Annotated in this window: 11 protein-coding genes; 5 read left to right on the top strand and 6 right to left on the bottom strand. The window is 60.7% G+C overall.

Going from position 1 to position 14,378, the window contains the following annotated elements; genetic code table 11:
• Positions 1 to 78: 78 nt before the first annotated feature.
• From D8U73_RS13450 to D8U73_RS13470, 5 genes are all read right to left on the bottom strand, one after another.
• Positions 79 to 1,098: a branched-chain amino acid aminotransferase gene (locus tag D8U73_RS13450; protein ID WP_056853493.1), complete on the bottom strand. Its 1,020-nt coding sequence runs from the start codon at positions 1,096 to 1,098 to the stop codon at positions 79 to 81.
• A gap of 277 nt (positions 1,099 to 1,375) precedes the next feature.
• A complete protein-coding gene (gene lpdA / locus D8U73_RS13455) occupies positions 1,376 to 2,758 on the bottom strand; it encodes a dihydrolipoyl dehydrogenase (RefSeq protein WP_130904748.1) in 1,383 nt (460 codons plus the stop codon).
• A 3-nt stretch (positions 2,759 to 2,761) separates the two neighbouring features.
• Positions 2,762 to 4,036, bottom strand: a complete 1,275-nt coding sequence (locus tag D8U73_RS13460; protein WP_056853495.1) for a dihydrolipoamide acetyltransferase family protein — start codon at positions 4,034 to 4,036, stop codon at positions 2,762 to 2,764.
• The gene (locus D8U73_RS13465; protein WP_053158507.1) at positions 4,037 to 5,095 is read right to left on the bottom strand and encodes an alpha-ketoacid dehydrogenase subunit beta; all 1,059 of its coding nucleotides are present in this window, start codon (positions 5,093 to 5,095) and stop codon (positions 4,037 to 4,039) included.
• Position 5,096: 1 nt separating this feature from the next.
• Positions 5,097 to 6,332, bottom strand: a complete 1,236-nt coding sequence (locus D8U73_RS13470) for a 3-methyl-2-oxobutanoate dehydrogenase (2-methylpropanoyl-transferring) subunit alpha (protein ID WP_056853496.1) — start codon at positions 6,330 to 6,332, stop codon at positions 5,097 to 5,099.
• 185 nt (positions 6,333 to 6,517) lie between these two features.
• Between D8U73_RS13470 and bkdR the strand changes: the two genes are divergently transcribed.
• Positions 6,518 to 7,006, top strand: coding sequence for a Bkd operon transcriptional regulator BkdR (gene bkdR, locus D8U73_RS13475; protein WP_041476986.1), 489 nt, complete (start codon positions 6,518 to 6,520; stop codon positions 7,004 to 7,006).
• Between the two features lie 84 nt (positions 7,007 to 7,090).
• Here bkdR and D8U73_RS13480 read toward each other — a convergent pair whose 3' ends face one another.
• Positions 7,091 to 7,954 carry an MBL fold metallo-hydrolase gene (locus tag D8U73_RS13480; protein ID WP_056853497.1) on the bottom strand — a complete coding sequence of 288 codons (864 nt, stop codon included), beginning with the start codon at positions 7,952 to 7,954 and terminating at the stop codon, positions 7,091 to 7,093.
• A gap of 162 nt (positions 7,955 to 8,116) precedes the next feature.
• On the opposite strand from D8U73_RS13480, the gene D8U73_RS13485 reads away from it, so the two are divergent.
• The 4 genes from D8U73_RS13485 to nahK all read left to right on the top strand — a co-directional run bounded on the left by D8U73_RS13485 (position 8,117) and on the right by nahK (position 14,190).
• On the top strand, positions 8,117 to 8,923 hold the full coding sequence (locus D8U73_RS13485; RefSeq protein ID WP_056853498.1) for a sulfite exporter TauE/SafE family protein: 807 nt from the start codon (positions 8,117 to 8,119) through the stop codon (positions 8,921 to 8,923).
• A gap of 209 nt (positions 8,924 to 9,132) precedes the next feature.
• On the top strand, positions 9,133 to 10,317 hold the full coding sequence (locus D8U73_RS13490) for a porin (protein WP_130904749.1): 1,185 nt from the start codon (positions 9,133 to 9,135) through the stop codon (positions 10,315 to 10,317).
• 149 nt (positions 10,318 to 10,466) lie between these two features.
• On the top strand, positions 10,467 to 11,627 hold the full coding sequence (gene nosP / locus D8U73_RS13495) for a nitric oxide-sensing protein NosP (RefSeq protein WP_056853500.1): 1,161 nt from the start codon (positions 10,467 to 10,469) through the stop codon (positions 11,625 to 11,627).
• On the top strand, positions 11,596 to 14,190 hold the full coding sequence (gene nahK / locus D8U73_RS13500; RefSeq protein ID WP_177435523.1) for a hybrid sensor histidine kinase/response regulator NahK/ErcS': 2,595 nt from the start codon (positions 11,596 to 11,598) through the stop codon (positions 14,188 to 14,190). Before nosP ends, nahK begins: the two co-directional genes overlap by 32 nt.
• Positions 14,191 to 14,378: the final 188 nt, after the last annotated feature.

Genomic DNA, 14,378 nt, shown 5'->3' on the forward strand with positions numbered 1-14,378 from the left:
TATCTGTCGGGCAGGCAAAAAAAATCGCCGCCTCCGAGTACCGAAGGCGGCGATTTTTCATGGCGGGTAGAGGTCAGGTCAAACCTTGACGATCCAGCCCGCTGGCGCTTCGATGTCGCCGGTTTGCACGCCAGTCAGCTCTTTGTAGAGCTTCTGGGTGATCGGGCCGACTTCGGTTTCGCTGTGGAACACGTGCAAGTGGTCGTTGTAGCTGATGCCGCCGATTGGCGTAATTACCGCAGCGGTGCCGCAGGCGCCGGCTTCCTTGAAGTCCGACAGTTTGTCGATCAGCACGTCGCCTTCAACCACTTCCAGGCCCAGACGGGTCTTGGCCAGCTCGATCAGCGACAGGCGAGTGATGCCCGGCAGTACTGACGGCGAGTTCGGGGTCACGAACTTGTTGTCATGGGTGATACCGAAGAAGTTGGCCGAACCGACTTCTTCGATCTTGGTGTGGGTCATCGGGTCCAGGTAAATGGCGTCGGCGAAGTTGGCTTTCTTGGCCTTGGAGCCCGGCATCAGGCTGGCGGCGTAGTTGCCACCGACTTTGGCTGCGCCGGTGCCTTGTGGTGCGGCACGGTCGTAGCTGGAAATCTGGAAGTTGTGCGGGGTCAGGCCACCCTTGAAGTAGGCGCCGACGGGAATGCAGAAGATCGAGAAGATGAACTCGGGGGCGGTGCGCACGCCGATGTTGTCACCCACGCCGATCACGAACGGACGCAGGTACAGCGCACCGCCGGTGCCGTAAGGCGGGATGAAGCGCTCGTTGGCGCGAACCACTGCCTTGCAGGCTTCGATGAACTGTTCGGTTTCTACCTGAGGCATCAGCAGACGCGCACAGCTGCGCTGCATGCGCAGGGCGTTCTGGTCCGGGCGGAACAGGTTGATCGAGCCGTCCTTGCAACGATAGGCCTTCATGCCTTCGAAGCATTGCTGGCCATAGTGAAGGGCCGTGGAGCCTTCGCTGATGTGCAGCACGTTGTCTTCGGTCAGGGTGCCTTTGTCCCACTCGCCATTGCGAAAATACGACAGATAGCGCTTGTCGGTCTTGATGTAGTCAAAACCCAGCTTGTCCCAATTGATGCTTTCGTTACCCATGACACCCTCTATCACTGAACAACCGTCGAAACGGTTCAAGGCTTCTGACGTTTTTTGGATGGGCACAACAATACTTCATTCCGGGCCTGTTTCGCAGCCCGGTCTATCGGCTATTTGCCGCCGACTAGACAATGCTCGAAATCCTGTGGCGAGGGAGCTCGCTCCCGCTCGGCTGCGAAGCAGTCGTAAATCCAGGCAACGCGGTTCGCCATTAAGTCAGCCAGGGGCCGCTTCGCAGCCCGGCGGGAGCAAGCTCGCTCGCCACAGTTGATGGTGTTTACAGATGCAACGCATGCCCCAGAGCACGCAATGCCGCTTCCTGCACCGCCTCGCCAAGCGTCGGATGCGCATGGATGGTGCCGCCGATGTCTTCCAGCCGCGCGCCCATCTCAAGGCTTTGCGCGAATGCCGTGGACAACTCCGACACACCCACGCCTACCGCCTGCCAGCCGACGATCACATGGTTGTCACGACGGGCGACCACGCGCACGAAGCCGCTTTTCGATTCCAGCGTCATCGCCCGGCCATTGGCGGCGAACGGGAAGCTGGAAACAATGCAGTCCAAACCTGCAGCCTTGGCTTCGTCCGGAGTCTTGCCGACCACCACCAGTTCCGGGTCGGTGAAGCACACGGCGGCGATGGCGGTAGGGTTGAACTCGCGGGGCTTGCCACTGATCAACTCGGCAACCATTTCGCCCTGGGCCATGGCCCGGTGCGCAAGCATGGGTTCGCCACTCAGGTCGCCGATGGCATACACATTGCGCATGCTGGTCTGGCAGCGGTTGTCGATTTTGATCGACGACCCGTTCATGTCCAGGTTCAGCGCTTCGAGGTTCCAGCCTTGGGTGTTGGGTTTGCGGCCAACCGCGACCAGAACCTGATCGGTTTCCAGGTTGAGGGTATCGCCGTTCGGCTGCGAAACTTGCAAGGTATTATTAGAAGAATCAAAGCCTTGTACGCTGTGATTCAAGTAAAGCTTCACACCGAGTTTTTTCAGTTCGTCGTGTACGGGCTGAGTCAATTCAGCGTCGTAGGCTGGCAGAATCCGATCCTGCGCCTCGACCACGCTGACATCGGCGCCGAGCTTGCGGTAGGCAATACCCAGTTCCAGACCGATGTAACCGCCACCTACCACGATCAAGCGCTTGGGTACGGATGTCGGCGCCAGGGCCTCGGTGGACGAGATGATCGGCCCGCCAATCGGCAACATCGGCAGGTTCACGCTTTTCGAACCTGTCGCCAGCACCAGGTGCTCGCATTGAATGCGCGTGTCGCCGACGTCGACGGTTTTACCGTCGACCACGTTGGCCCAGCCTTGCACGACCTGAACCTTGTTCTTTTTCAACAGCGCGGCGACGCCGGTGGTCAGGCGATCGACGATGCCATCCTTCCACTCGACGCTCTTGCCGATGTCCAGCGTCGGCGCCGCAACGCTGATGCCCAGGGCTGAGTGCTGATTATGCTGCTGCGTCTGGTGAAACTGCTCAGCGACATGAATCAATGCCTTGGACGGAATGCAGCCGATGTTCAGGCAGGTGCCGCCCAACGATTGGCCTTCCACCAGGATCGTTGGAATGCCCAACTGACCGGCGCGGATCGCCGTCACGTAACCGCCAGGGCCGCCGCCGATGATCAGCAGCGTGGTGTTCAAAGTCTGCATTGCTTACTCCACAAACAGGGTGGCGGGTTGTTCGAGCAAGCCACGGATGGCCTGGATGAAGAGCGCCGCGTCCATGCCGTCGACCACGCGATGATCGAAGGAGCTGGAAAGGTTCATCATCTTGCGGATCACGATCTGGCCTTTGATTACCATTGGCCGTTCGACGATTTTGTTCACGCCGACGATCGCCACTTCCGGCAGGTTCAGCACCGGTGTGCTGACGATGCCGCCCAATGCGCCGAGGCTGGTCAGCGTGATAGACGAACCGGACAGTTCATCGCGGCCGGCCTTGCCGTTGCGGGCGGCCGTGGCCAGGCGCGAAATTTCTGTCGCGCTGTCCCACAGGCTGCGGGCTTCGGCGTGACGAACCACAGGCACCATCAAACCGCTATCGGCCTGGGTGGCGATACCGACGTGCACCGCGCCGAGCCGGGTGATGACTTGGGCTTCGTCGTCGTAACGGGCGTTGATCTGCGGGAAATCGCGCAGGGCGACGACCAGGGCGCGGACCAGAAACGGCAGCAAAGTCAGCTTGCCGCGGGTCGCACCGTGCTTCTCGTTAAGGTGAGCGCGCAATTCTTCGACGGCGGTGACATCGATTTCCTCGACATAACTGAAGTGTGCCGCGCGCTGGGTGGCGTCCTGCATGCGTTGGGCGATCTTGCGGCGCATGCCGATCACCGGGATCTGTTCTTCATCGTTACGCTGGGCGTAAGCGGCGGCGACCGGTGCCGAGGCGTTGGCTTGACCCTGAGCCAGATAGGCCTCGAGGTCTTCATGCAGCACGCGACCGGCCGGACCGCTGCCACGCACCAGACGCAACTGGATGCCCAGGTCCAGCGCATGCTTACGCACGGCCGGTGAGGCCAGCGGACGCTCATTGGCTTCGCGAGCAATCATCGGCCCCTGGCAAACGGCTGCTTTCGGTGCTGCGGCAGCGACCGGTTTGTTTTCCACCACGGTTTCAGCTTTCGCTGCTGCAACCGGCGCTTGCTTGACCGGTGCCGGTTGCGCCGACTCCTTGACGTTGCCCGCGCCTTCGACTTCGATGCTGATCAGCACGCTGCCGACCGCCATGACTTCGCCCGGCTGACCGCCGAGGGCGATGACCTTGCCATGCACTGGCGACGGGATATCCACCATCGCCTTGTCGGTCATGACATCCGCCAGCACCTGATCCTCGACGACCATGTCGCCGACCTTGACGTGCCACTGTGACAATTCAACTTCTGCAATGCCTTCGCCAATGTCCGGCATTTTAATGACGTGCGTGCCCATTCAGACCTCCATGACCCGTTTCAAAGCCGCGCCCACTCGGGACGGGCCAGGGAAATACGCCCACTCTTGCGCGTGCGGGTAGGGGGTGTCCCAGCCGGTGACGCGTTCAATTGGCGCTTCCAGGTGGTGGAAGCAGTGTTCCTGCACCAGCGACACCAGTTCGGCACCGAAACCGCAGGTGCGGGTGGCTTCGTGGACCACCACGCAGCGTCCGGTTTTCTTCACCGACTTGACGATGGTTTCCAGGTCCAGCGGCCACAGGCTGCGCAGGTCGATGACTTCGGCGTCGATGCCGGTTTCTTCGGCGGCGACTTGCGACACGTACACGGTGGTGCCGTAGGTGAGGATGGTCACATCCTTGCCCGGACGGGTGATGGCGGCGACGTCCAGTGGCACGGTGTAATAACCGTCCGGCACTTGCGCGGCCGGGTGTTTCGACCACGGGGTTACCGGGCGGTCGTGGTGGCCGTCGAACGGGCCGTTGTACAAGCGTTTTGGCTCGAGGAAGATCACCGGGTCATCGTTTTCGATGGAGGCGATCAACAGGCCCTTGGCGTCGTACGGGTTGGACGGCATGACGGTGCGCAGGCCGCACACCTGAGTGAACATCGCCTCGATGCTCTGGCTGTGGGTCTGGCCGCCATAGATTCCGCCGCCGCAGGGCATGCGCAGGGTCATTGGCGCGGTGAATTCGCCGGCCGAACGATAACGCAGGCGTGCGGCTTCGGAGATGATCTGGTCGGATGCCGGGTAGACGTAGTCGGCGAACTGGATCTCGGCCACCGGACGCAGGCCATAGGCGCCCATGCCCACGGCAACGCCGACGATGCCGCTTTCGGAGATCGGAGCGTCGAAAACCCGCGAGGTGCCGTACTTGTTCTGCAGGCCTTCGGTGCAGCGGAACACGCCGCCGAAGTAGCCGACGTCCTGGCCGAACACCACGACGTTGTCGTCACGTTCAAGCATCACATCCATCGCCGAGCGCAGGGCCTGGATCATGGTCATGGTGGTCGTGGTCATGGCGGTTTCCAGCTCGATATTGTTGTTGTGATCGTTCATGTCAGATCCCCAACTCCTGACGCTGGCGCTTCAAATGCTCCGGCATCTCTTTGTAGACGTCTTCGAACATGGTCGCGGCGCTTGGAATCTGGCCACCGGCGAGGGTGCCGTACTGTTCGGCTTCCTTTTGTGCGGCAATCACTTCGGCTTCCAGTTCGGCACTGACGGCGGCGTGTTCCTCTTCGGACCACTGGCCGATCTTGATCAGGTGCTGCTTGAGACGCGCAATCGGATCGCCGAGCGGGAAATGGCTCCAGTCATCGGCAGGGCGGTACTTGGAAGGATCATCGGACGTCGAGTGTGGACCGGCACGGTAGGTGACCCACTCGATCATGGTCGGGCCGAGGTTGCGTCGGGCGCGTTCGGCAGCCCAGGCGGAAGCGGCGTAGACCGCGTAGAAATCGTTGCCATCGACGCGCAGCGAGGCGATGCCGCAACCGACGCCACGGCCGGCGAACGTGGTCGCTTCACCCCCGGCAATCGCCTGGAACGTAGAGATTGCCCACTGGTTGTTGACCACGTTGAGGATCACCGGCGCGCGGTAAACGTGGGCGAAGGTCAGGGCGGTGTGGAAATCCGACTCAGCAGTGGCGCCGTCGCCGATCCACGCCGAAGCGATTTTGGTGTCGCCCTTGATCGCCGAGGCCATGCCCCAGCCTACCGCCTGGACAAACTGGGTCGCCAAGTTGCCGGAGATGGTGAAGAAACCGGATTCTTTGACCGAGTACATGATCGGCAGCTGACGTCCCTTGAGCGGATCGCGCTCGTTGGACAGCAGTTGGCAGATCAGGTCGACCAGTGGCACTTCGCGGGCCATCAGGATGCTTTGCTGGCGGTAGGTCGGGAAGCACATGTCGTCGATGTTCAAGGCCAGGGCCTGGGCGCTGCCGATGGCTTCTTCGCCGAGGCTCTGCATGTAGAACGACATCTTCTTCTGACGCTGGGCGACAACCATGCGGTTGTCGTAAATCCGCGTCTTGAGCATGGCGCGCATGCCTTTGCGCAGGATCTCCGTGGGAACGCCTTCGGCCCAAGGCCCCAAGGCATTGCCCTGATCGTCGAGCACGCGAATCAGGCCGCGGGCCAAATCGGCCGTGTCGGCGGGCTCAACGTCGATTGGGGGTTTGCGCACCGTGCCGGCATCGGTCAGATGCAGGTAGGAGAAGTCGGTTTTGCAGCCTGGGCGGCCCGAGGGTTCAGGGACGTGCAGGCGCAGCGGTTCGTACGCTTGGGTCATGGCTTCTACGCTCGATCTTGTGAATTTCTTGTAGTGAGCTGACAGATTTCGTTCGGTAGAAGAAATCTTGTCCTACAACAATCATAGGCCCGGCCAAGAAGAATATTTCTCTCTGTTTCGTTGCGCTCAAGATCATTTGCAGATAAAAAATCTGCATAAACCTAAAAAACAGGTGGTTTTGTCTCATGCGCAAACTTGACCGTACCGATATCGGCATTCTCAACAGCCTTCAAGAGAACGCGCGGATCACCAATGCCGACCTTGCACGCTCGGTCAACCTGTCACCGACACCGTGCTTCAACCGGGTCAAGGCGATGGAAGAGCTGGGTTTGATTCGCGAGCAAGTGACGTTGCTGGATGCTGATCTGCTGGGGCTGCACGTGAACGTGTTCATTCACGTCAGCCTAGAGAAGCAGGTGGAGGAGGCCTTGCAGCATTTCGAAGAGGCGATCTCCGACCGCCCGGAGGTGATGGAGTGCTACTTGATGGCCGGCGACCCGGATTACTTGATCCGGGTGCTGGTGCCGAGCATTCAATCGCTGGAGCGTTTCATGATGGACTTTCTGACCAAAGTGCCGGGGGTGGCGAATATCCGCTCGAGTTTTGCGCTCAAGCAAGTGCGCTACAAGACCGCGCTGCCCCTGCCGGCCAACGGCCTGACGCTCGGCGCGTAAAACCAGGGCAAATCCGTAGGCGCGAAGCTTGCTCGCGATAGCGATCTCAAGGGCGCAATCGCGAGCAAGCTTTGCGCCTACAGATCAGAGTTGATTGATCGGGATTTTAAGGTACGTCACGCCATTGTCTTCCGCCGGCGGCAAATTTCCCGCCCGCACATTGACCTGGATTGCCGGTAGCAGCAGCGTCGGCATGCCCAGCGTGGCATCGCGCCGGGTGCGCATCGCAACGAATGCCGCCTCATCGATGCCGTCACGCACATGGATGTTGCTTTTGCGTTGTTCGCCGACGGTGGTCATGCAATGCGGTTCGCGGCCCTCGGGCGGGTAGTCGTGACAGACATACAGGCGCACGCTGGCGGGGAAGGCCAGCAGTTTATGGATCGAAGCGAACATCTGGTTGGCGTTGCCGCCGGGAAAGTCGCAGCGCGCGGTGCCCACGTCGGGCATGAACAGCGTATCGCCAACCAGAATTACATCGTTGCCGATCAGGTATGCCATGTCCGCCGGGGTATGCCCAGGCACATGCAGGGCCTTGGCCTTGAGGTTGCCGATGGAAAACGACTCATCCGCAGCGAACAGGTGATCGAACTGCGAGCCGTCGATGCAGAATTGCGGTTCAAGGTTGAACAGTGCCTTGAACACGTTCTGCACCTTGCAGATCGACTGGCCGATGGCGATCCGGCCACCCAGTTCCCGGCGCAGATAGGGCGCGGCGGACAAATGATCGGCGTGGGCGTGGGTTTCCAGTAGCCATTGCACCTGCAGCCGGTGTTCGCGCACGAACGCGATGATCCGGTCGGCCTGCACGGTGGAGGTTCGTCCGGCAGCGGGGTTGTAGTCGAGCACCGGGTCGACGATTGCGCATTGTCCGCCGTCCGCTTCGTAGATCACGTAACTGTAGGTAGAGGAGGCATCGTCGAAAAAAGCTTCAATCAGGGCAGGCATGAGGATTGTTTCTTGGTGAACAAGTCATGAGGTTAGTTTCATTTTCCCTGCGCTGACCAGCCCCTGCGTCATTTCTGTTATCGAAAAATCCGGCTGGGCTCTATCCTGTCACGCTATCGATACCGGGCGTTCCCGGCCTTTGTCATGGATTACGAGCGTTCTATGTTGCTGGCGAGTTTTTTCGGTGTAGTCATGGGTTTGGTGTTGGGTTTGACCGGCGCCGGCGGGGGCATTCTGGCCGTGCCGGCGCTGGTGCTGGGCCTGGGTTGGAGCATGACTACGGCGGCGCCCGTCGCGTTGTTTGCGGTGGGCAGTGCGGCGGCGGTCGGCGCCATCGACGGCCTGCGTCATGGCCTGGTGCGCTACCGCGCGGCGTTGTTGATTGCGGCACTCGGTGCGGTGTTTTCGCCGGTGGGCATCTACTTTGCCCATCAGTTGCCGGAAAAAATCCTGATGGTCCTGTTCAGCCTGCTGATGGTCATGGTGGCCGCACGAATGCTGCGCCGTGAGCGCAAGGATCAAGGGCCAAGCGATCACGGTCACGCCAACTGGGGCCAGAAAAACTGCATGCTCGACCAACAGACCGGGCGCTTTTCCTGGACCGCCAAATGCACCGCGACCCTCGCCGCGCTAGGGGCGGTGACCGGCGTTGTCTCGGGATTGCTGGGCGTCGGCGGCGGGTTCCTGATCGTGCCGGCCTTCAAGCAACTGACCGACGTGCAGATGCGCGGGATCGTTGCCACGTCGCTGATGGTGATCAGCCTGATCTCGGCCATCGGCGTGATCGGTGCTTTCCACGCCGGGGTGCGCATCGATGGCGTGGGCATCGTGTTCATCATCTCGAGCATTGTCGGCATGCTCATCGGCCGCAAACTTAGTGCGCGGGTGCCGGCGCGGGCGTTGCAGGTGGGGTTTGCCAGTATCTGCCTGGTGGTCGCCGCCTACATGCTGTTCAGCGCCAACGCCTAGCCAGTACCGGTTCCTGCGAACGCCAGTTGCGTCGGCAGGCCTAAGCCCTAAGTGGCAAGCCTCGCCGACAGGCGGTCTTACGCCGTTGTAGTCACGCGCCGCTGGCCAATCCAAAGCACCTGAAAACCAGCCCCAAGGCAGCGTATGGCGCCGCCTGTCAGGTTTCGATAATCGCCTCCGACACTTCGTCCCCCGTTTCGGAGCGCCCCATGCACAACAATAAGAAATTCACCCAGCGTTTTCTGCCAGCGTTCATTGCCAGCCTGTACGCGCTCGGCCTGACCCCAGTGGCCGAGGCAGAGATCATGCTGTACGACAAAGACCAGACCACATTTTCCACCGACGGTTACATCAACGCCTTTTACGTCAACAGCGATGTGGACCGCGCTGGCGATCAGTACGATCGTCGGCAGTCGCGGGTGAAGATGGGCTTTCTGCCCAACTACCTGGGGTTCAACATGGGCAAGCAAGTTGACGACCTCAAGCTCGGTGCCCGGGCATCGTTTTGGGTCACCATCAACGACAGTGAAACCAACGGCACCGATACCGCCATCGATGTGCGGCAGTTCTATGGAACAGTGGCCAACCCGCAGTGGGGTGAAGTGCTGATCGGCAAGGACTTCGGTCTGTTCGCCCGTTCCAACATCCTGCTCGACGAAATGCTCGCCGGTTACGGTCAGGTCAGCGATACGTTGGGGCTGGTGGATGGCGGCGGGGTCTCGTTCGGCAACATCGGTACCGGTTACCCGTACCCGTTCCCGACCTCGCAGATCACCTATCGCACCCCGGTGATGGACGGTCTGCGCGTGGCGGTCGGCATCATGGACCCGGTGGACACCAACGACAGCAGCCCGACGGGCAAGGCCTATCAGGAAAACCCGCGTACCGAGAGTGAAATCACCTATCAGTTCGACGTGGCGGGGGCAAAGATCTACAGCTGGGTCAACGGCAGCTACCAGACTTCGGACAACACCGATTCGACCGTCGAGACAGTCACCTCCAAAGGGCTCGGTTATGGCGTGCAGGCGAAGATGGGCGGCCTGTCTCTGACCGGGTCCGGTTTCCAGGCCAAGGGTATCAACCCGTTCTTTACCAACAATGCGGGTGAGCCGACCCTGCGCAACGTCGACAGCGACGGCTACTTGATGCAGGGCTCCTACAAACTGGGCAAGAACCGCCTGGCCTTGTCCTACGGCAAGACCAATGACGACGGCAACGGCGTGGTGGGCAGCGGAGCGGACTACGAGACTCGCGGCATCGCGTTGTTCCATGACGTGAACGACAACCTCAAGCTGGTGGCCGAATACAACCAGTTCGAAATCAACGGTCACGACACCGATGAACAGAACGAAGACACCGATACTTTTGCGGTGGGTGCGGTGCTGACCTGGTAACCCCGGCTGGTGGCCCTGGCCGTGCGCATCGCGGCCAGGGCCGCCAACCGTCTCATCCCATCGAAGCGGTTACCCGCTACCCAAGTAGCATTCGTCGCACCCCACAGACTTCGTACACTCGTGCCTCATACACGCGCCTGCCGGAGGCGATGATGCAGCAGAGCGAAGGGGTCGTCAGTGCAATGTCCCAGGCCACCGATGCCTTTCAGGTGGCGCAGGAGCTGGCGCGGCAGTTGTTGCATCCGCACCTGGGGTTCGTGCTGTTTTTCTGTTCAGCCGAGTACGACTTGCAGGCGTTGGGCAAGGCCTTGCAGCAAAGCTTCGGTGGCATTCGGCTGGCGGGTTGCACCAGCGCCGGAGAAATCACGCCGCTGGGCTACGGACGCAATTGCGTGACGGCGGTGGGCTTCGATCATCGGCATTTTTCAATCGCGGTGGAGCTGATCGATCAAATGGAGCACTTCAGCCTGATCGACGCCCAGCAAATGGTCGAGCGCCTGGTCAGTGGCTGTCGCAGCAATACTCTGGCGCCGATCAAGGGCAACAGTTTTGCCCTGACCCTGCTTGATGGCCTGTCCAGCCGTGAAGAAATGGTCCTGGCGGCGCTGAGCGCGGCCTTGGGCGACATTCCGCATTTTGGTGGTTCGGCCGGCGACGATAACTACCTGACGCATACCCATGTGTACTTCGATGGCGAGTTTTACAGTGGCGCCGCCGTGGTGGTATTGGTCAATACCTGGCTGGATTTCGAAGTATTCACCACCCACCACGTAATGCCGCGCGCCGAGAAGTTGGTGGTCACGGGGGCCGACAATGCCTTGCGCCGGGTGTTCGAACTGAATGCCGAACCGGCCGCCGCCGAGTATGCCCGGCATATCGGCGTGCCGGTGGCGCAACTCGATCACCGGGTCTTCGCCGCACACCCGCTGGCCGTGCGCATCAATGATCAGTACTACGTGCGGGCCATCCAGCAGGTGCATCCGGACCTGAGCCTGAGTTTCTACTGCGCCGTGGAAAACGGCATCGTTCTGACCGCCATGACCCCAGGCCCGATGCTGCCGAACCTGCAAAATCTGTTCGAGGGCTTGCAGGCGCGCCTGGGGGAGTTGCTGTTGACCATCGGGTGCGACTGTTTCCTGCGACGCCTGGAGCTCGAAGACGATGGCAGCCTTGAACAGATCGGCAGTTTTTTGCGTGAGCAACGGGTGATGGGTTTCAACACCTATGGAGAACAGTTCAATGGCATGCACATCAACCAGACCTTCACCGGCGTTGCCATTGCCCGCGGCCGTGCCCCAGGACATCGCTGAACTGCAGGCCGAACTCGCCAGGCTGCGTCTTGAAAACCACAAACTGCAACGCATCAATGGTGCGCTGATCGAGCGGGTCGAATCCGGGGTGACTCGCGGCAATGATCCGTACGCGGCCTTCCAGCATTCGGTCGTGCTGGCCGAGCAAGTGCGCGAGCGCACCGATGCGCTGAACCAGGCCATGGCCGAACTCAAGGCCGGCAATCATCTGCTCAGCGAAGCCCGCCTGCGTGCGGAAACGGCGCACCAACACCTGATCGATGCCATCGAAAGCATTTCGGACGCATTTGTGCTGTTCGACGCCGAGCAGCGCATTGTGCTGTTCAACAGTCGTTTCAAGGCGTTCTGGAGCAAGAGCCGAGTACGAATCAACGCTGGCATGCGCCTGAGCGAGGTCAAGCGCCTGATGATGAGCAACGGCCTGTTCACCGAAGAGCCTCGCGGGCATGCCGATGAAAACCTGCTGTATCGCCTGCAGAACGGGCGCTGGCTGCAAGTCAGCGAGCGGCCGACCCAGGAAGGCGGGCGGGTGATTCTGTTCATCGACATCACCGACGTCAAACTCAGCGAAACCATGCGCCGCGAACAGGCGGTCGCGCAGAAGTCGCATCTATTGCAGCGCGCGGTCGACAACCTCTCGCAAGGGGTGGCGATGGTCAGCGCCGAGGGCATTCTGGAGTTATGGAACCGGCGTTTCCTGGAATTGAGCGGGCTGGCACCGGTAGCTGCCCACCGGCCGTTTGCCGAGGTGATTGGCGACAGCGAGTTGACCCTGCTGACCCCGTTCAGCCGCGATGGCAACGGTCGCCCGATACGCGAATGCGAACAGCGTTTATACGACGGCCGGGTCCTGGAAATCCGCACCCATCCATTGCCGACAGGCGGCTTCGTCAACACCTTTACCGACATCACCGAACGCTATCAGCACGCCGAGGCCCTGAGTGAAAGCGAGCGCTGGATCCGCCTGATCACCGATCACGTGCCGGCATTGATCGCCTACCTCAATGCCGACCTGGTCTACGAGTTCACCAACAAGGTCTACGAAGAATGGTATTGCTGGCCGCGGGGCGTAATGCTCGGCCAGAGCTTGCGCGAAGTGCACAGTGAACAGCATTACCAGCGCCTGGAATCCTACGTGGCCAGGGCATTGGCGGGGGAGAGCGTGACCTTCGAGTTTGCTGAAACCAACGTCAACAACCAGGAGCGCTACATGCTGCGTTCCTATGTGCCTAACCGTTTGGCCAATGGAGAGGTGGTAGGGATCTTCGTGCTGATTCGCGATATCACAGAGCGCCGCCGCACGGCCGAGGCGCTGCATCAGGCGTATCAGAACCTTGAGTTGCGGGTGCGCGAGCGCACGGCGGAATTGACCACTCTCAACGATCAATTGTTGCGCGAAATCGGTGAGCGGCGCCTGGTCGAGTCACGCTTGCGCGAGGCCAAGCAGGAAGCCGAACAGGCCAACCTGTCGAAAACCAAGTTCCTCGCTGCGGTCAGTCACGACCTGCTGCAACCATTGAACGCCGCACGCCTGTTCACCAGCGCCTTGCTGGAACGGCGCGAGCCGATGGCCAGCGAGATTCTGGTGCGCAACGTGAGCAATTCCCTGGAAGACGTGGAGAATCTGCTCGGCACCCTGGTGGATATTTCCAAACTCGATGCGGGGGTGATCAAGGCTGACATTGCGCCGTTCGCCCTCAGTGAATTGTTGGACAACCTGGCCGCCGAGTACACCCAGGTGGCACTCAGTGAAGGCCTGCAACTGCGCTACATCGGCTGTTCGGCGTTGGTGCGCAGCGACATTCAGTTGCTGGCGCGCATTCTGCGTAACCTGCTGAGCAATGCGATTCGCTACACCAGCAAAGGTCGTGTGGTGCTCGGTTGTCGCCGTCATCGGCAGCGCCTGACGATCGAGGTCTGGGACAGCGGCATGGGCATTGCCGAGCATCGTCTGGAGGAGATTTTCCAGGAGTTCAAGCGCGGTGATGTGCAGCGCCCGGACCAGGATCGCGGTCTGGGCCTGGGTCTGGCGATTGTCGAGAAAATTGCCGGTATCCTCAGCCATCGCATTCAGGTGCGTTCATGGCCTGGCCAGGGCTCGATGTTCTCGGTCGAAGTGCCAATCAGCGCCACCGCGCCTGCAGCACCGCCGACGTTGCAGATGAGCGAGCCGATGCTTGAGCGCCTGCGTGGGGCTCGGATATGGGTGCTGGACAACGATGCGACCATTTGCGCCGGCATGCGCACGTTGCTGGAAGGGTGGGGATGTCGAGTGGTAACGGCGTTGTCGGAACAGGACCTCGCGCGGCAAACGGACAACTACCACGCCGAGGCCGACCTGCTGATTGCTGATTATCACCTGGACAACGAACTGAACGGCGTCGACGCCGTGGCGCGCATCAATGCCGGTCGTAAGTCAGCGGTCCCGGCGATGATGATCACCGCCAACTACAGCAATGAACTCAAGCAGCAGATCCGCGAACTGGGTCACACGCTGATGCACAAACCGGTGCGGCCGATGAAGCTGAAGACGGCGATGAGTCATTTGCTCGCAAGGCCATGAGCCTGTCGGTGTTTGTGAGGGCCTCATCGCTGGCAAGCCAGCTCCCACAGTGGATGTGTGCTGTTCACAAAACCCTGTGGGAGTCATTTGCTCGCAAGGCCATGAGCCTGTCGGTGTTTGTGAGGGCCTCATCGCTGGCAAGCCAGCTCCCACAGTGGATGTGTGCTGTTCACAAAACCCTGTGGGAG

Source organism: Pseudomonas sp. Sample_22 (genome assembly GCF_004307635.1).
In the GTDB taxonomy this organism is placed as follows: domain Bacteria; phylum Pseudomonadota; class Gammaproteobacteria; order Pseudomonadales; family Pseudomonadaceae; genus Aquipseudomonas.